The 22,101-nt window shown below is 64.7% G+C and carries 21 protein-coding genes and 1 tRNA gene; 8 read left to right on the top strand and 14 right to left on the bottom strand.

The window, feature by feature from the left end:
• Positions 1-78 precede the first annotated feature (78 nt).
• On the bottom strand, positions 79-738 hold the full coding sequence (locus tag FHS75_RS04055) for a TetR/AcrR family transcriptional regulator (RefSeq protein ID WP_179406406.1): 660 nt from the start codon (positions 736-738) through the stop codon (positions 79-81).
• A 228-nt stretch (positions 739-966) separates the two neighbouring features.
• Here FHS75_RS04055 and FHS75_RS04050 point away from each other — a divergent pair, with 228 nt between their 5' ends.
• Positions 967-2,604: a class I adenylate-forming enzyme family protein gene (locus FHS75_RS04050; RefSeq protein WP_229735484.1), complete on the top strand. Its 1,638-nt coding sequence runs from the start codon at positions 967-969 to the stop codon at positions 2,602-2,604.
• 12 nt (positions 2,605-2,616) lie between these two features.
• Here the strand turns inward: FHS75_RS04050 and FHS75_RS04045 are convergent, their stop codons facing one another.
• Genes FHS75_RS04045 through FHS75_RS04030 form a run of 4 tightly spaced genes read right to left on the bottom strand, consistent with a single transcriptional unit; the run spans position 2,617 to position 6,059 of the window.
• Entirely contained in the window at positions 2,617-3,768 is a 1,152-nt protein-coding gene (locus FHS75_RS04045) for an acetyl-CoA acetyltransferase (protein WP_179406405.1), read from the bottom strand.
• Positions 3,761-4,132, bottom strand: coding sequence for a Zn-ribbon domain-containing OB-fold protein (locus tag FHS75_RS04040; RefSeq protein ID WP_179406404.1), 372 nt, complete (start codon positions 4,130-4,132; stop codon positions 3,761-3,763). Before FHS75_RS04040 ends, FHS75_RS04045 begins: the two co-directional genes overlap by 8 nt.
• Complete coding sequence (locus FHS75_RS04035) at positions 4,129-5,331, bottom strand: CaiB/BaiF CoA transferase family protein (RefSeq protein WP_179406403.1); 1,203 nt, start codon at positions 5,329-5,331, stop codon at positions 4,129-4,131. The genes FHS75_RS04040 and FHS75_RS04035 overlap by 4 nt, the downstream gene beginning before the upstream one ends.
• Positions 5,332-5,372: 41 nt before the next feature.
• Positions 5,373-6,059, bottom strand: coding sequence for a TetR/AcrR family transcriptional regulator (locus tag FHS75_RS04030; protein ID WP_229735483.1), 687 nt, complete (start codon positions 6,057-6,059; stop codon positions 5,373-5,375).
• A 217-nt stretch (positions 6,060-6,276) separates the two neighbouring features.
• Here FHS75_RS04030 and FHS75_RS04025 point away from each other — a divergent pair, with 217 nt between their 5' ends.
• Genes FHS75_RS04025 through FHS75_RS04010 form a run of 4 tightly spaced genes read left to right on the top strand, consistent with a single transcriptional unit; the run spans position 6,277 to position 10,929 of the window.
• Positions 6,277-7,038, top strand: a complete 762-nt coding sequence (locus tag FHS75_RS04025; RefSeq protein ID WP_179406402.1) for an SDR family NAD(P)-dependent oxidoreductase — start codon at positions 6,277-6,279, stop codon at positions 7,036-7,038.
• A complete protein-coding gene (locus tag FHS75_RS04020; protein ID WP_229735482.1) occupies positions 7,038-8,405 on the top strand; it encodes an aromatic ring-hydroxylating oxygenase subunit alpha in 1,368 nt (455 codons plus the stop codon). Before FHS75_RS04025 ends, FHS75_RS04020 begins: the two co-directional genes overlap by 1 nt.
• A gap of 32 nt (positions 8,406-8,437) precedes the next feature.
• Positions 8,438-9,598: an acyl-CoA dehydrogenase family protein gene (locus FHS75_RS04015; protein WP_179406401.1), complete on the top strand. Its 1,161-nt coding sequence runs from the start codon at positions 8,438-8,440 to the stop codon at positions 9,596-9,598.
• A 32-nt stretch (positions 9,599-9,630) separates the two neighbouring features.
• Positions 9,631-10,929, top strand: a complete 1,299-nt coding sequence (locus FHS75_RS04010) for a spinster family MFS transporter (RefSeq protein ID WP_179406400.1) — start codon at positions 9,631-9,633, stop codon at positions 10,927-10,929.
• Here FHS75_RS04010 and FHS75_RS04005 read toward each other — a convergent pair.
• The 9 genes from FHS75_RS04005 to FHS75_RS03965 all read right to left on the bottom strand — a co-directional run bounded on the left by FHS75_RS04005 (position 10,926) and on the right by FHS75_RS03965 (position 18,607).
• On the bottom strand, positions 10,926-11,420 hold the full coding sequence (locus FHS75_RS04005) for a MaoC/PaaZ C-terminal domain-containing protein (RefSeq protein WP_179406399.1): 495 nt from the start codon (positions 11,418-11,420) through the stop codon (positions 10,926-10,928). The two genes, FHS75_RS04010 and FHS75_RS04005, sit on opposite strands and share 4 nt — an antisense overlap.
• Complete coding sequence (locus tag FHS75_RS04000) at positions 11,417-12,349, bottom strand: acyl-CoA thioesterase (RefSeq protein WP_229735481.1); 933 nt, start codon at positions 12,347-12,349, stop codon at positions 11,417-11,419. Before FHS75_RS04000 ends, FHS75_RS04005 begins: the two co-directional genes overlap by 4 nt.
• 31 nt (positions 12,350-12,380) lie before the next feature.
• A complete protein-coding gene (locus FHS75_RS03995) occupies positions 12,381-12,851 on the bottom strand; it encodes a VOC family protein (RefSeq protein WP_179406398.1) in 471 nt (156 codons plus the stop codon).
• Positions 12,848-13,648, bottom strand: a complete 801-nt coding sequence (locus FHS75_RS03990; RefSeq protein ID WP_179406397.1) for an SDR family oxidoreductase — start codon at positions 13,646-13,648, stop codon at positions 12,848-12,850. The genes FHS75_RS03995 and FHS75_RS03990 overlap by 4 nt, the downstream gene beginning before the upstream one ends.
• 36 nt (positions 13,649-13,684) lie before the next feature.
• Complete coding sequence (locus FHS75_RS03985) at positions 13,685-14,911, bottom strand: aromatic ring-hydroxylating oxygenase subunit alpha (protein ID WP_179406396.1); 1,227 nt, start codon at positions 14,909-14,911, stop codon at positions 13,685-13,687.
• A 101-nt stretch (positions 14,912-15,012) separates the two neighbouring features.
• Positions 15,013-15,783, bottom strand: coding sequence for an enoyl-CoA hydratase/isomerase family protein (locus tag FHS75_RS03980; protein WP_179406395.1), 771 nt, complete (start codon positions 15,781-15,783; stop codon positions 15,013-15,015).
• 56 nt (positions 15,784-15,839) lie between these two features.
• On the bottom strand, positions 15,840-17,210 hold the full coding sequence (locus tag FHS75_RS03975; RefSeq protein WP_229735480.1) for an aromatic ring-hydroxylating oxygenase subunit alpha: 1,371 nt from the start codon (positions 17,208-17,210) through the stop codon (positions 15,840-15,842).
• Complete coding sequence (locus FHS75_RS03970; RefSeq protein ID WP_179406394.1) at positions 17,194-18,396, bottom strand: aromatic ring-hydroxylating oxygenase subunit alpha; 1,203 nt, start codon at positions 18,394-18,396, stop codon at positions 17,194-17,196. Before FHS75_RS03970 ends, FHS75_RS03975 begins: the two co-directional genes overlap by 17 nt.
• 134 nt (positions 18,397-18,530) lie before the next feature.
• Positions 18,531-18,607 (bottom strand) — tRNA-Pro (locus tag FHS75_RS03965).
• Positions 18,608-18,711: 104 nt separating this feature from the next.
• On the opposite strand from FHS75_RS03965, the gene thyA reads away from it, so the two are divergent.
• The 3 genes from thyA to FHS75_RS03950 all read left to right on the top strand — a co-directional run bounded on the left by thyA (position 18,712) and on the right by FHS75_RS03950 (position 22,100).
• A complete protein-coding gene (thyA, locus tag FHS75_RS03960) occupies positions 18,712-19,668 on the top strand; it encodes a thymidylate synthase (RefSeq protein ID WP_179406393.1) in 957 nt (318 codons plus the stop codon).
• An 84-nt stretch (positions 19,669-19,752) separates the two neighbouring features.
• On the top strand, positions 19,753-21,051 hold the full coding sequence (locus FHS75_RS03955) for a 3-methyl-2-oxobutanoate dehydrogenase (2-methylpropanoyl-transferring) subunit alpha (RefSeq protein ID WP_179406392.1): 1,299 nt from the start codon (positions 19,753-19,755) through the stop codon (positions 21,049-21,051).
• Entirely contained in the window at positions 21,048-22,100 is a 1,053-nt protein-coding gene (locus FHS75_RS03950) for an alpha-ketoacid dehydrogenase subunit beta (RefSeq protein WP_179406391.1), read from the top strand. Before FHS75_RS03955 ends, FHS75_RS03950 begins: the two co-directional genes overlap by 4 nt.
• Position 22,101: the final 1 nt, after the last annotated feature.

Here is a 22,101-nt window from a genome sequence, read left to right as displayed (position 1 = left end):
TTTGCGCGGAGGCTAATCGCACCGATCAAAAAAGACAAACAGGTTTGATTTTTTGTACCGCGCGCCGGGCACGGCCGGTCACGCGCGATTGTCGCCGGGCATCAGCGCGCGAATCTGATCCTCGAGGTTGCGCAGGAGCGGCTCCACTTTCTCGCGACTCATCGCACCGGTCTCGACCGCGATCGCCATGCCTTCGAGGATGGTCTGCGAAAGGCTCATGGCGAGGTCGAACTCGCGCCGCGCACCTTCCCATTCGGGAAAAAGCTGCTCGGCCTGCGCATTGAACCGTTCGGTGAATTCCTCCTGCAACGGCTTCATGATCCGCGCGAGGTCGGGATCGGTCCGGGCAGCGACGGCAAGTTCGTGGAAAGCGATGAAGGCAGGCTTCTGGACCTGCCGCCAATAGGCCGCGACGAGATCGCCGACCTCATGCTGCGGCTTGTCCGCAGCCCGGCGGAACGCGCGCAGGCGACGTTCGTGCAGTGCGATCACCGTCGCCTTGACCAGCGCGGCGCTGTTTTCGAAATGATGCATCATCGCCCCGCGCGACAGGCCTGCTTCGGCGGCAACGCGCGGTGTCGTCGTCTTGGCATAGCCGTATTTGACGAGACAGCGGATCGTGGCGTCGATCAGCCTTGCACGCGTCTGCGCCGCCTTCGCCGATTGCAGCGTCCCGGCGTTGCGAGGGGCCAGCGCGACTTCGCCTTCCTTCTCGGTCTTCGTGCGGGGTAGGGCCATTGCGCCTGTCCTGTTATTGTCGCGCGCTTGCGCACCTCTCGCGCCTGTTCTTAGCGAGCGTTTGCGGTTCTGTGCAAGAATGCCCGTAATATCCGCCCGATTGTGCATCATGCCGATAAAAAAGACATGAATGATTGTCTTTTTTATCGGCATGGATAAGTTCGCCCCCAGAACACAACGATCGCTCCGTCGCGAGCGAAGGGCATGAGAAGCGAAGGCGAGAGGACAATGGGCGAAGCACAGCCGATCTACACCATGGGCGAAATGCTGCGGGCATCGGCAGCGAGATTCGCGGACCGGGATGCGATCGTCTTTCCCGACCGCAGGCTGAATTACGCCCAGTTGGAGGCATCCGCGCGCCGCTGGGCGAAGGCTTTCGTCGCGATGGGGGTTCGCCCCGGCGAGCACGTCGGCCTCTTGCTTCCGACATGCTCCGAATTCATCGAGGCATTCTACGGCATCGTGATGATCGGTGCGGTCGCCGTGCCGGTCAATGCGCGCTACCAGGCGCACGAACTGGGCTTCGTCGCGCGCGATGCCGACCTTGTCGCCATCGTGACCACCGGCAGGATCACCGACAACCTCGACTTCGGCGAAAGGCTGGCCACTGCGCTTCCTTCACTGAAGGACGCGACGGACGCGGCACACCTCAAGCTCGACGAAGCCCCCGCGCTGCGCACCATCATCTGCCTCGATGCGAGCTGCCCGTCCTACCTCGTGCCGATGAAGGACGCGCTGGCAAGGGGCGAGGGGATCGAGGATTCGGTCATCGATGCACGGATCGACGACGTCGACGCCGAAGACACCGCGATGGTGCTCTATACGTCGGGGACCACCGCGAATCCGAAGGGCGCGATGATCGCGCACCGCTCGCAGGTCGGCAACAGCCGCAACCTCGGCAAGCGCTACGAATGCACGAGCGAAGACAAGGTCTGGTCGCCGCTGCCAATCTATCACATCGCCGGAATCCTGCCGATGACGATGATCCTCGATATCGGCGGCGCCTACCTGACGGTCTCGTATTTCGATGCGGGAGTCGCTCTGGAGATGCTCGGCCGGGAGGGCGCGACGATCGCCTATCCCAGTTTCGTCACGATCATGCAGGACCTCATCACGCACGACACTTTCGACAAGACAGACCTGTCGAAGCTTCGCGTGATGAATTCGAATTTCGCGGTACAGCCCGAGTGGATCAAGAACGCGGTCGCAAAGGCGATGCCGCACACGATCCAGGTCGGGACCTATGGCCTTACCGAGGGCGCCGGAACCGTCTCGACGAGCCGCCTGTCCGACAGTTACGAGGTTCGCACGGGCAAGTGCGGCACTCCGCTCGAGGAATGGGAGATGCGCATCGTCGATCCCGAAACGGGCGAAGACTGCGCGGCAGGCAACCGCGGCGAGATCGCGTTGCGCGGGCCGAACATGCTCAAGGGATATTACAACGCGCCCGAGAAAACCGCCGAAGCGATCCGCGGCGGTTGGTTCTACACCGGCGATATCGGCTCGATCGATGCCAACGGCAACGTCATGTTCCACGGCCGGACCAAGGACATGCTCAAGGTCGGCGGAGAGAACGTCGCCGCGGCGGAGATCGAATCGATGCTGCAGACGCACGAGGCGGTCAAACTGGCGCAGGTCGTCGGCCTGCCCGACGATCGCTATTCGGAAGTGCCCGCCGCCTTCGTCGAGCTGGCACCGGGCAAGTCCGCGACCGAGCAGGAGCTTATCGAGCACTGCAAGGGCAAGATTTCCAGCTTCAAGGTCCCCCGGCACGTCCGCTTCGTGAGCGAATGGCCGATGTCGACCTCGAAGATCCAGAAGTTCAAACTGCGCCAGGACCTGATCGACGAACTCCAGCTTGCCTGACGAGTGGTCCGGCTAAACCGTTGCCGGTGAGCCGAACACTACCGTCGCCTGAGCCGAAAGCGTGCCGCCGTTCGCATGGGCAAGGGCGGTCTCGGCGCCCTCGATCTGGTTCGCAGCGATGCCGCGCATCTGGCGGATCGCCTCGGCCATGGTGAACATGCCGTACATGCCCGGATGACAGCACGACAGGCCTCCGCCGTTCGTGTTCACGGGCAGCGAGCCACCCGGCGCAATCCGACCGCCCGACACGAAATCCCCGCCTTCGCCCTTCTTGCAGAAGCCGAGGTCCTCGAGGAACAGGATCGTGTTGATCGTGAAGGCATCGTAAAGCTGGACTACGTCGATGTCGGCAGGCGTCAGCCCCGCCATGGCGAGTGCACGCGCGCCTGATTCCCTGGCCGAAGTGACAGTCAGGTCCTCGGCCTGCGTAACCGAGTTGTACCAGGTGGCTGCTGCCGCGCCGAGGATCGGCACCGGCGCGTCCTGACCCTGCCGGGCATCTTCGGTCCGGCGCAGCACAAGCGCGGCCGCACCGTCCGTCACCAGGCAGCAATCGCCGACCGAAATCGGCGTGCTGATCATGCGGGTGGCAAGGATATCCTCGACCGTGAGCGGACCCTGCGCGAACGCCTCGGGGTTCGTGTTCGCCCATTGCCGCGCGGCGACGGCGACTTCGGCAAGCTGCTCGCGCGTGGTGCCGTACCGGTGCATGTGTCGAGCCGCCGCCAGCGCATAGAGCGAAACCGGGTAGCGGGGCCTGTACGGCGCATCCCACCTGTCCGCACCTGCCGGCGTCGCAAGCTTGCCCCCGCTCGAACGCTGGTTCGATCCGTAGGCGATCACCGCGCAATCCAGGTATCCGGCATCGAGCATCGCGCAGGCGGTGACTAGATGGCTCAGAAAGGACGATCCACCATTTCGGTTGTTGTCGGTGAAGCGCGGATGGATGCCGAGATACTGCGCGAGCGACAGCGCGGAGAAGAGGTCGTCCGGAAGGCAGATGAACAGCCCGTCGACTTGCGGCAGGCTCACGCCTGCGTCGGCCATCGCCATCCTGGTGGCCTGTGCGGCAAGCTCGATCGTCGAGTAGCCCGGCGCTTCCCCGACGCCGAACGTGGCGACGCCGGCGACCGAGACCTTTCCGGTAGCGAAGGTATCACCCATGAGCGTTCTCCTTCGCGTCGAAGACGATGACCGGGCCGTCCTCGGTTTCCGCGATGCGGGCCTTCACGGGCATGCCGATGCGCAGCGCGTCCTCGTCCACGCCCTCGACGCGCGACATCATCCGCGCGCCCTCGGCCAGTTCGACGATCACGACATTGTACGCAGGTTTCGGGGGCTTTTGCTGCACCCAGGTGACCGAATAGACCTCCCCGTCGCCCGAAGCCTCGAACCATTCGAGTTTGTCGCCCGAACCCGGCGCCATGATGCGCGGCGGGAAGATCGCCTGTCCGCCCGATATCGGGCGCTGGAGAAGTATGCGGCCTTCCGCCAGTGCGGCATCCCAGTGTGCGTCTGCTCCGCTCATCCCGTTATCGCTCCCTTCGACCGCAATTTATCGATTTCCGTGTCGGTGTATCCCGCCTCCCGCAGAAGCGCGTCGTTGTCCGCCCCCAGCGCCGGCCCGGGATCCCCGATCGCGCCGGGCGTTTCCGAGAACGAGGTCGGGATGCCGGGAAAGCGCAGCGTGCCCATCGGCGTCACGCGGCGCTCCCAGAACCCGACCTCTCGCAAGTGCTCGTCGTCGAGGAGTTCGGTAAGCGAGGCGATCGCGGTCGCGGGAATTTCGGCGCGCCGGAAGATGTCCAGCCACTCGGCAGTCCTCCTGGTCTCGAGCACTTCGGCGACGCGCGAAAGGACGGTGCCGATGTTCTCGGTCCGCGTCCGCATCGATTGGAAGATGGGGTCCTTTGACCAGTCGGGATCGCCGAGCTCGCGGAAGAAGTTTCGCCAGTGCTTGTCGTTGTAGATCATCACCCCGACGTAGCCGTCCGCCGTGCGATAGGGGCGGCGCGCTTCGGACGTGGCGCGCGGATAGTGCGGAGGGCCAAGCGGGGGATCGAACAGCGAACCGCACAGGTGCTCGGTCGCGCAGAACGACACCATCGTCTCGAACATCGGGACTTCGATCTCCTGCCCTTCGCCCGTTTTCTCGCGCGCATAGAGCGCCGCCATGACCGCGTAGGCCCCGGTAAGGCCCGCCACCTTGTCGGCGATGACATTGGCGACATATGTCGGCTCACCACCGCTAAGGCTCGCCTGCAGGTCGACGATCCCCGACGCCGCCTGCACGATGTCGTCGTAGGCAGGGTGATCGCGGTAGGGACCCTTCCGGCCGTACCCGTACATGTTGCAGTAGATGATGCGCGGGTTCGCCGCCTTCAGCGCTGCGTAGTCGAGACCGAGCCGAGCGATCGCCTGCGAGCGCATGGTATGCACGAAGACGTCGGCCTTCGCTGCCAGCCGGAGCAGCGCCGCGCGTGCCTCCTCCGTCTTGAGGTTGAGGCCGAGGCTGCGCTTGCCGCGATTGACGTTTAGGAACATCGCGCCCCGGTCCGCATCGGGACCGGGCGGGATATAGCGCGTGGTGTCGCCGGAGGGGCTTTCGATCTTGACGACGTCGGCGCCGAGGTCTGCGAAAATCTGGGTCGCATAAGGCCCCATCAGGACGCTGGTCAGGTCCAGCACCGTAACGCCGGCCAGCGGGCCGGCTCCACGACCGCTCATAATCCTCTCTCCAATTCTCGATTCAGGTCCCGGTCCGGCGTTCAGACGTTGTCGTTCTTCGCGCCGGGACGCAGGGCCACGATCCTGTGTTCAAGCTCGTCGAGCAGCGGCTCCACCATCTCGGGTTCGAGCGCGCCTGTCAGCAATGCCGTCGCCGCGCCCTCGGTCAGGGTCTGGGCCAGTGCCATCGCCAGTTCGAACTGTTCGGGCCGCGATTGCCATTCGGGGAAGAGTTGCACGGCAAGCTCGTGCAGCCGCTCCCGGAATTCGACCTGCATCGGGTGCAGGATTTCGGCAAGCTCGGCATTGGTGCGGGCAGCCATCGCCAGCTCCTGGAAAGCGACGAATCCCGGTTTCTGCAGTTGCCTCCAGTAATCGCGGACCATGCCGCGGCTGTTTTCGGCATTGCGTTCCGCCGCGCGGCGGAAGGCATTGAGCCGCCGCTCGTGCAGTTCGGCGACGGTCGCCTTGATGAGCTCGCGACCGTTCTCGAAATGGTGAAGCATCGCCCCGCGCGAAAGGCCTGCCTCGTTCGCCACCTGCAATGTCGTGGTATCGGCATAGCCGTGCTTGACGATGCATTTTATGGCAGCGTCGATCAGGCGCTTGCGCGTCGCGGCGCTCTTGTTCGCCTGGTGCGAGCGCGGCTTTGCCGCCACCGTGGCCGCCTCGACCGCCTGTGCTCTTTTCGCGCTTGCTCCCACGTGCTCCTGTCCCGGTACGGCCACCCCGGCCTTTCAGAACGAGGACGGTAGACCAATAATCCCGCGAGAAAAAGCATGCGTGAATGTTTTTTATTGCGTTGCCCCCGCGCGGTCCCATAATACCGGTCGGGAGAGGAAGGCTGCAGGCGCAAGGCGTTGCCTGGAACGTCCATGCTTCGTGCAGGGCCGCCAATGGTTCGAGCCGCGATCCTCCGAAACGAAGCTGGCGAAAGGGCAAGACATGGACCTCGGACTATCGGGCAAGAAAGCGATCATCGTCGGCGGGGCACGCGGCATCGGCTATTCGGTCGCGGAAATCCTGGCGCGCGAAGGCTGCAACATCGCGCTTTGCGCCCGCAGCGAGGATTCGGTGAAGGACGCCGTCGCCGAACTCGGCAAGTACGGCACGAAGATTATCGGCAAGCCCGTCAACGCCAAGAACGCGGACGACTACAAGGCCTGGTTCGAGTGGGCGATTGAGGAGCTCGACGGGGTCGATATCCTCATCCCGATCAGTTCCGCAGGTGGCGGCCTCGGCAGCGAGAAATACTGGCACAACGCGTTCGAGGTGGACGTTCTCGGCCCGGTGCGCGCCGTCGACGCGGTGATCGAGACGATGACGGAGCAGCAGTCCGGATCGATCGTTCTCATTTCGACGACTTCGGCGCTCGAGGCGATGGGCGGACCGATGGCCTACAATGCCATGAAGGGATCGCTGCTCACATGGGGCAAGCAGCTTGCGCTCCACCACGGCAAGGACGGCATTCGCGTCAACGTCGTCTGCCCAGGACCGATCGAGTTCGAGGGGGGCAACTGGGACATGATCAAGGGCACGATGGAGAAGTTCTACAACTCCCAGCTTCGCCAGCAGCCGATGGGCCGCCTCGGCAAGCCCGAGGAAGTGGCGCGCGCGATCGTCTTCCTCGCCAGCGACGCGGCGAGCTGGTGCAACGGCTCCAACCTCGTCGTCGACGGCGGCTACACGAACCGGACGAACTTCTGATGAACAAGCACGTCATGGGCTGGGACCAGACCAGGATGGACGTCAAGCGCGTCCAGGAGGTCTGGCGCGACGATCCCGAGAAGGCCGGGAACGGCACTCCCGTGGAGAAGGCCCCCGACCCGGAACTGGGCACCGAGCTGATCCCGGCCGAGCGATACTATTCCGAAGAATTCATGAAGCTCGAATGGGATCGCATCTGGACCAAGACCTGGCTGCTTGGCGGGCGTGCCGACGATCTGAAAGAACCGGGCGACTACATCTGCACCGACATCGGCAAGGAAAGCGTGCTGCTCGTCCGCCAGAACGACGGTTCGCTGCGCTGCTTCCCGAACGTCTGTCTCCATCGCGGCAACAGGCTGCGTCCCGAGGGCATCGGCAACGTCGAGCGCTTCCAGTGCATGTACCATCACTGGACCTACGGCCTCGACGGCAATCTCGACCACATCCCCGACATGTGCACATTCCACCAGGGCGGCCCGCCGGGAATGACGCTGCCGTCGCTCCCGTGCGTCGAATGGGCCAGCTTCGTCTGGTTCTCGCTCAATCCCGATGTAGAGCCGTTCGACGATTTCATCGATCCGCTCAAGCAGCACATCGAGCCGTATCACCCCGAACGGATGGCATGGAAGCGCGACATCACGGTCGAATGGGACTGCAACTGGAAGACCTCGGTCGACGCGTTCAACGAAACCTATCACGTGCAGGGCATCCACCCGCAGCTCAAGTGGTACCTCGACGACGTCAACGTCCAGATCGACTGTTACGGCAAGCACAACCGCTACCTGATCCCGTTCGCCGCGATCAGCCCGCGCGTCGCCATGCCGAGCCAGATCCCGCCCGCGATCTACGAAATCATGGTGAACGCGGGCATGGATCCGGCGGAGTACACCGGCCGGGTCGGAGACATCCGCCGCGACGTCCAGCTGTTCAAGCGCCAAAACGGGCCGGAACAGGGCAAGGACTATTCGGAACTGCACGACGAGCAGCTGACCGACGACTATCACTACACGATTTTCCCCAACGTCTCGCTCAACGTGCACGCCGACGACATCATGATGTTCCGCCAGCGCCCGCACGCGACCGATCCGAACAAGATGTATTACGACATCTGGATGTTCGAACTCGTCCCGGACGGCGAGGAGTGGCCCGAGCGCGTGAGGCACAAGCGCTTCAAGCACGGCGACAAGACCATCGGGCAGGTGCTCGACCAGGACGCCTTCAACCTGCCGTTCGTGCAGCAGGGCATGCAGTCCGACTATTTTCCCGGCCTGTGGATCGGCGACCAGGAGCTACGCATCCGGCACTTCCACAAGGTCATCGACGATTTCATCTACGGCCCCGGCGGCAAGAAGCCGGACGACATCTGACATAGCGGCCGAAACGGGGAGGACCGACAGGAATGAATTTCCAGCTGACCGAAGATCAGCAGCAGCTGAGAGACGCCGCGCGCGAGTACGCAAGGGCCGAACTGCCCGCGATCGCTGCCGAGCTGGAACGCGACAACAAGCCGCCGAGCCGCGCGCTCGTAAAGCAGTTCGCCGAACTAGGTTTCCTCGGCATCAACGTGTCGAGCGATCTCGGCGGGCTCGGCCTCGGCAATATCGAGGCGCTCGTCGTGCTCGAGGAATTCGGCAAGATCTCGTCGGCAGTCGGTTTTCCGGTCTTCGAATCCTCGGTCGGTCCTGTGCGCGCGATCGAGCACTTCGGCTCCGATGCGCTGAAGAAGCGCGTCGTCCCGGCCGTCTGCTCGGGCGACATGGTCGTTGCCGTATCGATGTCGGAACCCGACGCCGGATCGGCGCTGACCGACCTCAAGACCAAGGGCGTAGTCAAGGGTGACAAGGTCGTCATCAACGGCACCAAGCGCTGGTGTTCGGGCGGCGGCCATGCCGATGCCTACGTCGTCTACGTGCGCCTCTCGGACGATCCGGGGGCCAAAGGCATCGGCGCGGTTCTCGTCGAGAAGGACGCGCCCGGCCTCTCTTTCGGACCCAACGAGAACCTCATGGGGTTTCGCGGCGTACCGTCCTCCGACCTCAATTTCGACGATTGCGAGATTCCGGTCGGGAACATCATCGTGCCGGCAGGCGGCTTCAAGAAGCTGATGGAGGCATTCGACCTCGAACGCTGCGGCAACGCGACCATGTCGCTGGCGCAGGCGTCGGGCGCGCTCGAGGACGTGTGCGACTATGTCCAGGAGCGCAAGCAGTTCGGCAAGGCCATCGCCGAATTCCAGGCCGTGCAGCTCAAGCTCGCCGAGATGCACATGAAGGTGGAGGCGGCGCGCCTGCTCATCTGGCGGGCGGCATCGCTTGCAGAGGACGGCCTGCCCTCGATCCTCCACAGCTCGACCGGCAAGTGCTTTGCCAACTCGATCTCGCGCGAAGTAACCGGCGATGCGCTGCAGCTCATGGGCGCATACGGTTATTCTAAGGACTTCCCGATGGAGCGGCGCCTGCGCGATTCGTGGGGCTGGGGCATCGCGGGCGGCGCGATCGACATCCAGAAGACGAATATCGCCGGCGCGATGCTGGGCCGCCGCTTCGACCAGCGCCGCTGACGGGTTTGCCTGAAACCACGCCCATCGAAAGTGTGCCGAGAGGCGTCGAGCGCGGTGCATGGACGATGGTGGCGATCCTCACCGCCGCCTACACGGTGAGCTTCATCGACCGGCAGGTGCTGAACCTGCTTGTCGAGCCGCTCAAGCTCAGCTTCGATCTGTCGGACACGCGGCTGAGCCTGTTGCAGGGGCTTGCCTTTACCGGTGCCTACGTCCTGTTCAGCCCGGTTTTCGGGCGACTGACTGACACCGGTAACCGACGCAATCTCGTTGCGCTGGGCATTGTCCTGTGGAGCGTCGGGACCGCATTCTGTGGCCTTGCGCGCAGCTACTGGCAGCTTTTCGCCGGACGCTTCACCGTCGGCGGGGCGGAGGCCAGCCTGACCCCGGCCGCATGGTCGATGATCATGGACCGGTTTCCGCCCGAAGCCACGCCGCGCGCGCTCAGCGTCTACCTGATGGGACCCTATCTCGGCGGCGGACTTGCGCTGATCTTCGGCGGCCTGATCCTCGACCTCGCGGCAGGCTCGGACATCGGTGCATTCGAACCCTGGCAGATCGTGTTCCTAGCCGCCGCCGTTCCGGGCTTCGTCCTTGCCGCGATCTGCATCGCGTTCGTGAAGGAACCGGAGCGCAGGATGCTCGCCGGCGAAACCGCCGGCGAGACCATGTCGCTTGCCGAGGTGCGCAAGCGGTTCTCGGACGAGCGGGCGTTCTACCTCAATTTCTATCTCGGCATGACCGGCATCATCTTCGTGCTCTATGCCTACCCGTCGTGGATGCCTGCGCTTCTGATGCGCAAGTTCGAGGTCGCGGCGTCTACGGTCGGACTGCACTACGGCGTGCTGGTGCTGCTGGGCGGTTCGCTCGGCGTCCTGACCGGGCCGTGGGTCGCAAGGCTCATCAAGAAGCGCGGGCGGCGCGATGCGCTGATGGTCGTGCCGGTGTTCGTCGCCGGTACGCTTGTCCTGCTTTCGGGCCTGCTGGCGCTGGCGAACAGCTATGTCGCGGTGCTCGCGATCGCGGGCGCGGCGAGCTTCGTCTACTCGCTGCCGATGGCGCTGGCATCATCGGCGCTCCAGCTGGTCACGCCCAATCGCATGCGCGGCATGTCGTCTGCGGTCTATGTCTTCATCGTCAGCGTCATCGGGCTGGGGGCAGCGCCGACGATCGTCGCGCTGATCACCGATTTCGTGTTGCAGGACGAAAGCAAGGTGGGACTGTCGGTCGCGATCGCATGCGGATTATCGTCGCTGCTGGCGGTGTTCTTCCTGCGCCGCGCGCTGGCGGCCTACGACGACATGCTCGGGCGCGGGTTCGGCTCCGCCTAGCTCCGAGCGCGGCGTTCCCGGCCTTCGCGAGTGTAGACGAGGTTGATGCTGGTGAAGGTGACGCACTCGGTCCCGTCCTCGAGCACGACGGCATAGCGGGTGAGGGCGGTGCCCCTGTCGTCACGCGACTTCGACGGATTAAGCTCCACGATCTCGCTGGTCACGTGAATGACGTCGCCTGCCCTGACCGCGCGCTTGAGGCGCAGTTCGTCCCAGCCGATCCCGCAGACGTGGTCGATGTCCCAGTTGATCTCGTGGTCCATCTGCCGCCACATGGCGAGCACGTGAATGCCGCTTGCCACGACTTCGCCGAAAACCGATTCCTTCGCGCTTTCGGGGTCGGCATGGAACCACTGGGGATCGTAGGAGCGAGCGAACTCGACGATTTCGTCCTGTGTCACGGTGCGCGGGGACGACTTGCGAAATTCGCCCACCTCGAGGTCCTCGAAGGTACGGTACGGTTCGCGTGCGACGAAGGATGTTCCGTTCATAGCGATGCCGTCCGCTTTTCCTCGAGCAATCGCGCCAGGCCCTGCTGGAGCGTCGTCGCGACCAGGCGCCCCTCGCGCGTGAAAATGCTGCCGCGCCCCAACGCGCGCGAGTTGCTCGCGGCCACGGGTTCGAGCCGGTAGATCATCCAGTCGTCGAGAACGAACGGCGCATGGAACCACATCGCGTGGTCGAGGCTGGACGGTTGCAGGTGGTCGTTGCCTGGCGCGATCCCCATCGGCTGCATGCCCGCATGAAGGACGTGGAGGTCGGACGCGTAGGCCAGCAGGCGCTGGTTGATGCGAAGGTCCCCGCCCGGCGGTTCGTAGAAGCGGAACCAGTAGTGACGCGGTCTTTCGGACTTCTCGACCTTGCGGAAATCGAACGGCTCGACGGGACGCCAGTCGACCGGATGCCGCCTCAGCCAGAAGGGACGGTGCCGCCTGACGAGGTCATCGCCCAGCCTCCCGACGATGTCGAAGATGTTCTCCAGGCCCTCGGGTTCCGGGAGATCGGTCGGCCCGGCGGGCAGGTAGTCGGCGGAATCCTCGTCGATCTGGAAGGAGGCCATGAGGTTCATCACCGGCTTGCCGCCCTGCGTCATCCGGACCTGGCGCATCGCGAAGCTGCGACCGTCGGTTTCGCGCGAAACCGCGATGTCGAGCGGCTCGTCGACAAGGCCGGGCTTGAGGAAATAGGCGTGAAGGCTGTGCGCGGACTTTTCGGGCGAGACCGTCTCCTGCGCGGCGGCAAGACACTGCGAAAGGACCATGCCGCCGTAGTGACGCAGGAGGCCGCTCGGCCATGGCTCCACGCGGAAACGGTCGGTCCCGACCGCCTCGAAATCGTAGGCCCGGCGTCGCTCGACCGCCGGATCGTCGGGGTAGGGGTTCGCGCCGCGTTGCGCGGTCATCTGTTCGGTACGGCTCACGCCTCCAGCCCTAGCGCGCCGGTGCCGGCGATCAAGCCGCGCCGACCTGCTTTTCGAAGTGGAAACCGCACTCCGGGTCGACGATCTGGAGGAGTTCGACGACGTTGCCGTCGCAATCGCGGCCATAGGTCGCGCGGGTCATTCCCGATCCGCCCGGCGGGCAATTGAACTCCATGCCAAGGTCCTTCAGCCGCTCGTACTCGGCGAAGACGTCGTCGCAGTAGAGGCACAGGTGCGTCAGTCCCCGGTCGCACATCCGTGGCCGCATGTCCTGCGGGTCGTTGCTCGAATACTCGAAGACCTCGATGTGCAGGTTGCCGAGCCGGATCATCGCGTAGCGGGCCTTGCTGTCCTTCAGGCCGACCATCGTGTCGATCCGCTCGTTGCCGGTCTCCCAGCCGCCTTCGCCCGCGCGCTCGAACCCGAACCAGCGCTCGTAATGGTCGATGAAGCGGTCGAGGTCGGGCGTCGAGATCGCGAGGTGGTGGACGCCGCGGATCATGCCTGGCTCGCCGCGCGTGCCGCCTTCACCGCCGTGCGGATTTCCCTGTTGGTCGGATTGCGGCGGAGCGTCAGCCCGCCGTTGGCCTGGATGACCTGTCCGGTCACGAAGCAGTTGTCGCCGCACAGCCATGACACCGCTTCTGCGATATCCTCGCTCGTTCCGACACGACCGAGCGGGTACTCCTTCTCGAAACTCTGCACGATGGCGGGATTGGCGGCGGCGCCCTCGGTCATCGGGGTGACCGTGAAGCCCGGCGCGACCGAGTTGGCGCGAATGCCGCGATGGCCGAACTCGTTGGCGATGCAGCGAATGACGTGATCGGCGCCCGCCTTGGTGCCCATGTAGGCGGCGTGGTCCTCGAGCATGATGGTCGCCGTTGCCGAGGTGATCTGGATCAGCGATCCGCCGTCGTTCATCGCCCGCAGCATCGCCTGGTAGAACAGGAACGCGCCCGTGAACTGGAGCGCGACCATCTTCTCGATCTCTTCCTTGGTGTTGTCGAGAAAGGGCTTGAGCAGGCCCCAGCCAGTCGCGTTCACAGCGATGTCGAGGCCGCCGAACTTGTCGACAGCCGCGTCGGTCAGGCGCTTCAGGTCCTCCTCGCTGGTCAGGTCGCAATCGGGCACCGCGACGCCGCCCAGTTCCTTTGCAAGCGCCTCGAGATGCTCGGGCTTGCGCCCCGCGACGACCAGCTTCGCGCCATCGGCGGCAAGGCGCCTGGCGATGACCTGCGCCATGTTGTCCTTGTTCGCCGCGCCCATGACGACGGCGACCTTGCCGGTAAGGTCAGCCATTTCCCGTTCCTCTCCCGATTGTCGTTGTTTTTCGCCTCAGTCCTTCTGGACCCAGGGTTCGAGCACCTGTTCGACCCGCGCATCCCCGGGCACCCGGTTTAGGCCGATGCGGCGGTCGAGTTCCTCGTGCCAGTGATAGATGCGGCGCTCCTGGTAATTGAGCGGCATGCCCTTGAAGCCGGGGCTTTCGAGCGATTCCTGAATCTGCGGTGCGAACTGCAGGTCCTCGTAGAGGATGCGCTCCCAGTTGGAGAGGCGCGTCGGCCACAGCGGGTGCGGGTTCTCCGGATCGTAGTCGGGCGCAAGCCAGCTCGACACGACGCGCGACTTCTTCGGACCCATTGGCCAGAACTGCAGGATGGGAATGCCCGTGGGCGCTGCCGGCATCACGAAGTTCGGGTAGATCTGGTAGCTGACGTTGTTCTTGGCCGGGAAGTCGTTGACCGTCGGGATTTCCGGCATGCCTTTCGTGCCCGGATCGACCCAGTCGTCGCGCCGGTTCGGGGTCGCCATGCGGCTGTGCCCGTTGGGCCAGAGCGTGGCGATCATCGCGCGGTGATCGAGGAAGCGGTCGACCGTGTCGACGTGGATCGACTTCAGGTGATAGACTTCCAGGAACGCGTCGAGGAGCACCTTGACGTTGCAGTCCACGTCGTAGCTGCGACTGTCGACAAGCCGCAGCTTCTCGAGCTGGAACTGCTCCAGCTGCTGGGCCATCGGGCCGATGTGTTCCATCAGCGGCTGCGCATCCTCGTCCTGGTTGAGGAAGATCAGCGAGCCCAGAAGTTCGCAGCGCACCGGGACGAGCGAGCGGCACGAGAAATCGAGGTCGACGAAGTCGCGCTTGTCGCGGACCGCGGTCAGCTTGCCGTCGAGGGTGTAGCTCCAGCCGTGATAACCGCACACGAAGCCGCGATCCTCGCCGGATTCCTCTTTCACGAGCGGCGCGCCGCGATGCTGGCAGGTGTTGTAGTAGGCCTTGATCTCGTCCTTGAGCGTGCGCACGACGATCACGGGCGAGCCAGTGTTGCGCGTCAGGAACCAGCTTCCCTTGTTGGGCAGCTGGTCGACATGGCCCGCGTAGAGCCACGCCTTGTCCCACATCTCCTCCTTTTCGAGGCGGAGGAACTCGGGATCGACGTAACGCTTGCCCGGAATGTCGGGCAGCTTGGGAAACCCCTCGGGCGGGTCCTTGCGTTCGCGCTCGAAATCCATGCGCGCGAAGTCGTTTTCGGGGCGCTGGTCGGTTACCAGGTCGAGCATCCTTGCGTATCTCCCTCAGGCGGTCGTCTGCTTTTGCGAGACTCTAGCAAAAAAACAATCATGTTTGAACGTTATTTTTCCGGGCGGTCGGGCATGAGGCGCTATCCGTCGCCGAATCGTGCGCCTCGCTTCTCCGCATAGGCCGCAACGCCCTCGCGGCTTGCGGTACTGTCGAGCGTGGCCTTGCCCCAGGCGTTGCCCACGGCGAGCGCCTGGTCGATGTCCATGCCGGTCGACAGCTCGTAGAGATGCCTGCCGTTGTTGATCGCCTGCCAGCTGTTTTCCAGCATCGACTGCACCACGTCGAGGGTATGCTGACGCAGCTGCTCTCCCGGCACGACTTCGGTCACGATGCCCAGTTCGTAGAGACGGCGGGCGGGAAGCAGTTCCCCGGTCATGATCATCGCCAGTGCGGTGGCGCGAGGGACCTGCTGCGCCAGCCGCTGGATGCCGCCCGCGAAGGCGAACAGGCCGCGCTTTACTTCGCTGACTCCCATGTGCGCGTGCGCGGCGGCGAAGACCATGTCGCACGCCATCATGATCTCGAACCCGCCGGCGACGGCGGTACCGTTGATCGCTGCGATCAGCGGCTTGGTTCGCTTGCGCTCGGTGATGCCCCCGAAACCGCGACCCGGGATGAGGCCGTGCCCAGCGCCGATCCGCGCCGCTTCCTTGAGGTCCATGCCGGCGCAGAAGGCGCGTTCACCGGTGCCGGTGACGATCATCGCGCCGACCGAATCGTCAGCCTCGGCCTCGGTGATCGCTGTGTCGAGCGCGTGCGAGGTTGCGGCATCGAGCGCGTTGCGCGCTTCCTCGCGGTCGATGGTCAGCACCACAACCGCGCCTTCGCGCTCGATCTTCAGTCCGGCCATCGCCCTCTCCCTTCGCGTTTTGGATTCGTCATGCGAAGGGTTCGGCCTTCGGGCGGCTATCCGTCAAGGGCGGCCATGTACCTGTCGAGCGTCGCGTGGAAGTGGCGGATCCTGCTTTCCATGTAGGTCGCAAGGTGGACCTTGCCGGTGCCGCTGGCCTTCAGACCCGACTGGACCGAGGGCATGTTGCCCATGTCCTGGTCGATCACCGCGCCCAGGATCGGGAGTTCGGTGGCATTCACCCAGGGCTCGTCCTCGCCGAGCCAGTGAACCGGAACGCCGCGCGGCTTTTCGGTGCCGGGCGGGACGGGCTTCAGGATCATCACTTCCATGATGCAGCTGTCGACGTCGCGCCCGTCGGGCAGCCAGCGGTAGACGATGTTGGGCGCAAAGCCGCCCCACGGCGCGAAGTTCGGGAAGACGTTGTAGACGATCGCGTCGAGCATCTCGGCATCGGTCGCCGCGTCGAGGTCGGTCTTCGCCGCGCGTCCGATCGCCGAACGCGCCGCTTCGCCGAGGATCTCGCGAGGGGGAAGGGCGCTGTCCTCGTCGAGGTCCGTCGCGTCGCGGCCCCACATGCCGAACATCGCCTCGACCACGGCCCTGCCCGAAGGCCGGTCGCGCAAGTGCGGGCTCGGTTCGCCGAACGCGGCGACGTTGCGGTTCACGTGCGCGTCGTAGATGTCGTATTCGGAGCCGACATCGTCGAATACCGACAGGATCTGCGGGTGCGTCGCAATGACGTGGTAGCTCTCCATGAAGGCTTCCTGCGCGACCTTCCAGTTGCACGGGATGCGGCGCGCGACGTGCACGGCCTTCCACCGCTCCTCCGGCTTCCAGCGGGCGAAATGCTCGGGAAGAACGCCAAGATAGTCCGTAAGCGGCGGTGCGTCGGGATCGGGGTTCACGAATACGAACCCGCCCCAGCGTCCGACGCGGATTTCGGGCAGCGCAAGGTCCTCGTCGCTCAGGGCCGCGAACTGCTGCCGGCAGGGCAGCGACTTCAGTTCGCCGCCCAGTTCCCAGCTCCACCCGTGGAATGTGCAGCGCAAGGCCTCGACCCTGCCGCTCTCGTCGAGCAGCTTGCGTCCCCGGTGCAGGCACGAGTTGGGATAGGCCCTGATCGTGTCCGGCCCGCAGCGCACGACGAGGATCGAGTGATCGACGACGTCGTAGACATGGACGTCGCCGACTTCGGGAATGTCCTCCTCGCGGCAGGCCATCTGCCAGACATGCGGCCAGATCGCCTTCGCCTCGCGGTCGAAGAATTCCTGCGAGATGTAGCGTTCGGCCTCGATCGGTGCCGCACCGAAGTCGCCCGGGCGCTCCGCGCGCAACCCGGCAGGGGCCTGCCGGCTGTCCGCATCAAGCAGCTTCTGGTAGGTCGCGGTCATCTGCGCGGTCGCCGTCTCAGTGTTCTTCGACATAGTCGGCCAGCACGTCAGGAAGGCGCAGGTGCGCGGGCATCGCGTCGCCGATCTTGCGGTCGAGCTCGAGGTGCCAGTGATAGATCCGCCGCTCCTGGTAGGAGAGGTGGAGGCCGGCAAATCCCTTCGCCTCTACCGAGCGCTGGATGGACGGCGCGAACTGCGTGTCCTCCTCGAGGATGCGGCCCAGGTTGGAGATGCGCGTCGGCCACATCGGGTGGCCTTCCGAACCCTCCGGACCGAACCAGTGCACGTCCACGATCATGGTTCGCTCGGTTTTCGGCCAGAACGTCAGGATCGGCATTCCGGTGTTCGACGGCGGCGTCACCAGGTTCGGGAAGATGTTGTACGAGGGGTTCTGCTCGAAGATGTCCTCCGCACCGTCGATCTCGGGCATGCCCTTCGCTCCCGGATCGCGCCAGTCGGGGTTGCGGTGTGCGGTGGTCATCATCGAGTGCCCGTGGGTCCACAGGTTCATGTACGACGAACGCGAATCGAGGAACCGGTCCACCGTGTTGGGGTGGATCGACTTCAGGTGGTAGGTCTCGAGGAAGGCGTCGATCAGCACCTTGACCTGGCAGCCGATCTCGAAGCTGTCGGACTGGATGTGCCGCATCTTCTCGACTTCGAGGTTCTCCCAGTCGTGCGGAATGCCGCCGAGGAACGCGGAAAGCGGCTCGGCCTCGGGGTCCTCGTTGATGAACACCCAGTTGCCGAACATCTCGCACCGCACGGCTTTCAGGCCGTGACAGCTCTTGTCGAAATCGGGGAAGTCGCGCAGTTCGCGAACGGCGTTGAGGTTGCCCTGCAAGTCGTAGGTCCAGCCGTGGTAGCGGCAGAAAAAGCCCTGCGCGGTGCCTTCGGTCTTCTCGACCAGCGGTGCGCCGCGGTGGCTGCAGCTGTTGTAGAACGCGCGGATGTCGCCGTCCTTGCCGCGCACGATAACGATGGGCGATCCGGTGCGGTCCCAGATGCGATAGTCGCCGGGATTGGGCAGCTCGTCGGAATGCAGCGCGTAAAGCCACGTCGCCTGCCAGAGGTGCTTCTGCTCGAGCGCCAGGAAATCCGGATCGGTGTAGCGCGCCGCCGGGATCATCGGCAGCCGGGGAAAGCCCTCGGGCGGACCGGTGCGCGCCTTTTCGGCCGCCATGCCTTCGTAAAGCGTCTGTTCGAACGTGACATCCATGCCAAATCTCCCGTTGTCGGAGACCGCATTACCGCGCAGGCGCCCTCGCAAACTTGACCTGCGTCAAGCTTCCGGAAAAAACATTCACGATTGTCTTTTTAAAGGATCCGGGCTGCGTTGACGCTGGAGAAAAATGGTCGGGGAGAGAGGATTCGAACCTCCGGCCCCTGCCTCCCGAAGACAGTGCTCTACCAGGCTGAGCTACTCCCCGACCGGTCGTCGCGGCGCGCTGGGGCGCCGGCGAGGCAGGAGCGGGCCTATAGAAGGCGATTGCCGGGGTGGCAAGCGGGCAATCGCAAGTTTAACAGGGTTGCCATGGCCACCGCATCGCCCGCGAACGATTCTGCCGACACGCCGCACTGGGAGCGGCAGTACCTCGACCTGATGCGCCGAATCTGGGAAGAGGGCGACGAGCGCGTCGACCGCACCGGCATCGGCACCCGCTCGGTGTTCGGCGCGACGCTCCGGTTCGATCTCGGCAACGACCGCGTCCCGCTCATCACCACCAAGCGCGTCTACTGGAAGACCGCCGCGCGCGAGATGCTGTGGTTCCTTTCGGGCGAGACGAACATCCGACCGCTCGTGCTGCAGGGCGTGAAGATCTGGAACGAGTGGCCGCACGCGCGCTACGTGCGAGAGACGGGCGAGGACCTCGACCTCGACGCCTTCGTCGAGCGCATCCGCGAGGACGAGGATTTCGCGCGCGAGTGGGGCGATCTCGGCCCGGTCTACGGCAAGCAGTGGGTCGACTGGCCGACGTACGAACCGGCGGGCGAGGGCCTTTACCGGCGCGGACCGGGGATCGACCAGGTCAGCGGCGTCATCGCATCGCTGCGCGACAATCCCGGCAGCCGCCGCCACATCGTCGAGGGTTGGAACGTTGCCGAGCTCGACCGCATGGCGCTGCCGCCGTGTCACAAGACCTACCAGTTCCACGTCGCGGGCGACCGGCTGTCGTGCCTGCTCTACCAGCGAAGCTGCGACGTCGCGCTGGGCTTGCCGTTCAACCTGTTCGGCGCGGCGCTGCTGACCCGGATGATCGCGCAGCAGGTCGGGCTCGAACCCGGGCACCTTGTCTGGAGCGGGGGGGACACGCACCTTTACCTCAATCACGAGCACCTGGTGACCGAGCAGCTTTCGCGGGAACCCGATGGCGAGCCGCGGCTTATCCTCCAGAGGAAACCGCCGACGATTTTCGACTACGCGATCGGGGACTTCGAAGTCGTGGATTACACGCCGCAGGCACCGATCAGGGCGCCGGTCGCGGTCTGATTGACTTCGACCAGCTTTGTAATATTATATCGCGCTAGTGGAATAATGTGCCGGCACCGCAACGGGCCGGGGAGAGCGCGAGGCATGGCAGACGGGCCGAATTCTACAGGCAAGCCGCGCGGTAACCTGCCGCCGCTGGACCTGCACGTTCCGGAACCGAAATTCCGGCCCGGCGACGAAGTCGACTATTCGCACATCCCGATCCCCGAGGCCGGAAAGCAGCCGCGGCCCGACGAGAATTGCGAGGCCGCCGAAACCTGGCCGCTGTGTACCGACCTCGTCCGGGTGCTCGACGGGGAGCACCGCGCGACAGGGCCATGGGACCCGAGGCTCGATCCCGACACTCTGCGCCGGATGCTGCGCACGATGGCGATGACCCGCGCCTTCGACGACCGGCTCCATCGCGCACAGCGGCAGGGCAAGACGAGTTTCTACATGAAGTGCCTGGGCGAGGAAGCGGTGTCGATCGCGTCAGCCTTCGCGCTCGCCGACGATGACATGGTCTTCCCCAGCTATCGCCAGCAGGGCATCCTCATCGCGCGCGGCTACCCGCTGTCCGAGATGTGCAACCAGATCTATTCGAACCGCGCGGACAAGCTGAAGGGGCGCCAGCTTCCGATCATGTACTCCTCGCGCGAGCATTCGTTCTTCACGATCTCGGGCAATCTCGCGACGCAGTACCCGCAGGCAGTGGGCTGGGCGATGGCGAGCGCGATCAAGGGCGACACGCGCATCGCGACGAGCTTCCTCGGCGAGGGATCGAGCGCCGAGGGCGATTTCCACTCCGCGCTGACCTTCGCCGCCGTCTACAACGCGCCGGTGGTCTTCAATATCGTCAACAACCAGTGGGCGATTTCGAGTTTCTCCGGTTTCGCCGGAGCCGAGCGGACGACGTTCGCGGCGCGCGCCATCGGCTACGGCATTGCCGGGTTGCGGGTGGACGGCAACGACGCGCTCGCAGTCTTTGCCGCGATGCAGTGGGCGGCGAACCGCGCACGCTCCAACCAGGGGCCGACGCTGATCGAGCACTTCACCTACCGTGCCGACGCGCATTCGACCTCGGACGATCCGTCCGCCTATCGCTCGGCGCAGGAGCGCGAGGAATGGCCGCTCGGCGACCCGGTCAACCGCCTGAAGTGCCACCTCATCGCGCTTGGCGAATGGTCCGAGGAGCAGCAGGCCGACATGGACCGCGAAGTCGCCGAGGAAGTGAAGGCGGCGGCGAAGGAGGCTGAGAAGAACGGCATCCTCGGCCACGGCCTGCACCACCCGTTCCACACCATGTTCGAGGATGTCTTCGAGGACCTGCCCTGGCATCTCGAGGAGCAGGCCGACCAGGCGATCCGCGAGCGGCGCACGAAATTCCCGGACTGGAAGCAATGATCGAGGAAGAACCCGTCTCGCTGGCCGACGCGCCGGCCCGCAACCTCAACATGATCGAGGCGATCAACGACGCGCTCGACATTATTATGGAGCGCGATCACGACGTCGTTGTCATGGGCGAGGACGTCGGCTATTTCGGCGGCGTTTTCCGCGCGACCGCCGGGCTTCAGGAGAAGTACGGCAAGACCCGCGTGTTCGATACGCCGATCAGCGAATGCGGCATCATCGGCGTCGCGGTGGGCATGGGCGCATACGGCCTGCGACCGGTGCCGGAGATCCAGTTCGCCGACTACATCTACCCCGGTCTCGACCAGCTCATTTCCGAAGCCGCGCGCCTGCGCTACCGCTCGGCGGGCGAGTTCGTCGCGCCGATGACGGTGCGCTCGCCCTTCGGCGGCGGAATCTTCGGCGGGCAGACTCACAGCCAGAGCCCGGAGGCGCTCTTTACCCACGTGTCGGGCCTCAAGACGGTCATCCCCTCGACCCCGCACGATGCCAAGGGGCTGCTCATCGCCGCGATCGAGGACAACGATCCGGTCATCTTCTTCGAGCCCAAGCGGATCTACAACGGCCCGTTCGACGGCTATTACGACAGTCCCTCGAAAAGCTGGAAGAGCCATCCGGACAGCCGGGTTCCGGAAGGTTACTACTCGATCCCGCTCGGCAAGGCGCGCACGGTGCGCGAGGGTTCGGCGATGACCGTGCTCGTCTACGGCACCATGGTCCACGTCGCCGAGGCGGTGCTGAAGGAAAAGGATGTCGATGCCGAGATCATCGACCTTCGCACGCTGGTCCCCCTCGATATCGAGGCTGTGGAAAAGTCGGTGGAAAAGACCGGCAAATGCCTCGTCATACACGAGGCGACGCGAACCTCGGGCTTTGGCGCGGAACTGTCCGCGATGGTCCAGGAGCGCTGCTTCTATCACCTCGAAGCGCCGATCGAGCGCGTGACCGGGTTCGACACACCCTATCCGCACAGCCTTGAGTGGGCCTACTTCCCCGGCCCGGTGCGGATCGGCGAGGCCGTCGACCGGCTGATGGAGACCTGAA

The organism is Novosphingobium marinum (assembly GCF_013408095.1).
Taxonomy (GTDB): domain Bacteria; phylum Pseudomonadota; class Alphaproteobacteria; order Sphingomonadales; family Sphingomonadaceae; genus Novosphingobium; species Novosphingobium marinum.
This window is presented reverse-complemented; position numbering and strand designations above follow the sequence as displayed.

What these genes read in the sequence shown, in the direction of transcription:
- FHS75_RS04045 (WP_179406405.1), bottom strand. Translation starts at nt 3,768, where the DNA reads ATGGGTGATACCTTCGCTACCGGAAAGGTCTCGGTCGCCGGCGTCGCC.
- FHS75_RS04025 (WP_179406402.1), top strand. Translation starts at nt 6,277, where the DNA reads ATGGACCTCGGACTATCGGGCAAGAAAGCGATCATCGTCGGCGGGGCA.
- FHS75_RS03995 (WP_179406398.1), bottom strand. Translation starts at nt 12,851, where the DNA reads ATGATCCGCGGCGTCCACCACCTCGCGATCTCGACGCCCGACCTCGAC.
- FHS75_RS04035 (WP_179406403.1), bottom strand. Translation starts at nt 5,331, where the DNA reads ATGAGCGGTCGTGGAGCCGGCCCGCTGGCCGGCGTTACGGTGCTGGAC.
- FHS75_RS03985 (WP_179406396.1), bottom strand. Translation starts at nt 14,911, where the DNA reads ATGCTCGACCTGGTAACCGACCAGCGCCCCGAAAACGACTTCGCGCGC.
- thyA (WP_179406393.1), top strand. Translation starts at nt 18,712, where the DNA reads ATGGCCACCGCATCGCCCGCGAACGATTCTGCCGACACGCCGCACTGG.
- FHS75_RS04050 (WP_229735484.1), top strand. Translation starts at nt 967, where the DNA reads ATGGGCGAAGCACAGCCGATCTACACCATGGGCGAAATGCTGCGGGCA.
- FHS75_RS03955 (WP_179406392.1), top strand. Translation starts at nt 19,753, where the DNA reads ATGGCAGACGGGCCGAATTCTACAGGCAAGCCGCGCGGTAACCTGCCG.
- FHS75_RS04005 (WP_179406399.1), bottom strand. Translation starts at nt 11,420, where the DNA reads ATGAACGGAACATCCTTCGTCGCACGCGAACCGTACCGTACCTTCGAG.
- FHS75_RS03980 (WP_179406395.1), bottom strand. Translation starts at nt 15,783, where the DNA reads ATGGCCGGACTGAAGATCGAGCGCGAAGGCGCGGTTGTGGTGCTGACC.
- FHS75_RS03975 (WP_229735480.1), bottom strand. Translation starts at nt 17,210, where the DNA reads ATGTCGAAGAACACTGAGACGGCGACCGCGCAGATGACCGCGACCTAC.
- FHS75_RS03970 (WP_179406394.1), bottom strand. Translation starts at nt 18,396, where the DNA reads ATGGATGTCACGTTCGAACAGACGCTTTACGAAGGCATGGCGGCCGAA.
- FHS75_RS04015 (WP_179406401.1), top strand. Translation starts at nt 8,438, where the DNA reads ATGAATTTCCAGCTGACCGAAGATCAGCAGCAGCTGAGAGACGCCGCG.
- FHS75_RS03950 (WP_179406391.1), top strand. Translation starts at nt 21,048, where the DNA reads ATGATCGAGGAAGAACCCGTCTCGCTGGCCGACGCGCCGGCCCGCAAC.
- FHS75_RS04055 (WP_179406406.1), bottom strand. Translation starts at nt 738, where the DNA reads ATGGCCCTACCCCGCACGAAGACCGAGAAGGAAGGCGAAGTCGCGCTG.
- FHS75_RS03990 (WP_179406397.1), bottom strand. Translation starts at nt 13,648, where the DNA reads ATGGCTGACCTTACCGGCAAGGTCGCCGTCGTCATGGGCGCGGCGAAC.
- FHS75_RS04040 (WP_179406404.1), bottom strand. Translation starts at nt 4,132, where the DNA reads ATGAGCGGAGCAGACGCACACTGGGATGCCGCACTGGCGGAAGGCCGC.
- FHS75_RS04020 (WP_229735482.1), top strand. Translation starts at nt 7,038, where the DNA reads ATGAACAAGCACGTCATGGGCTGGGACCAGACCAGGATGGACGTCAAG.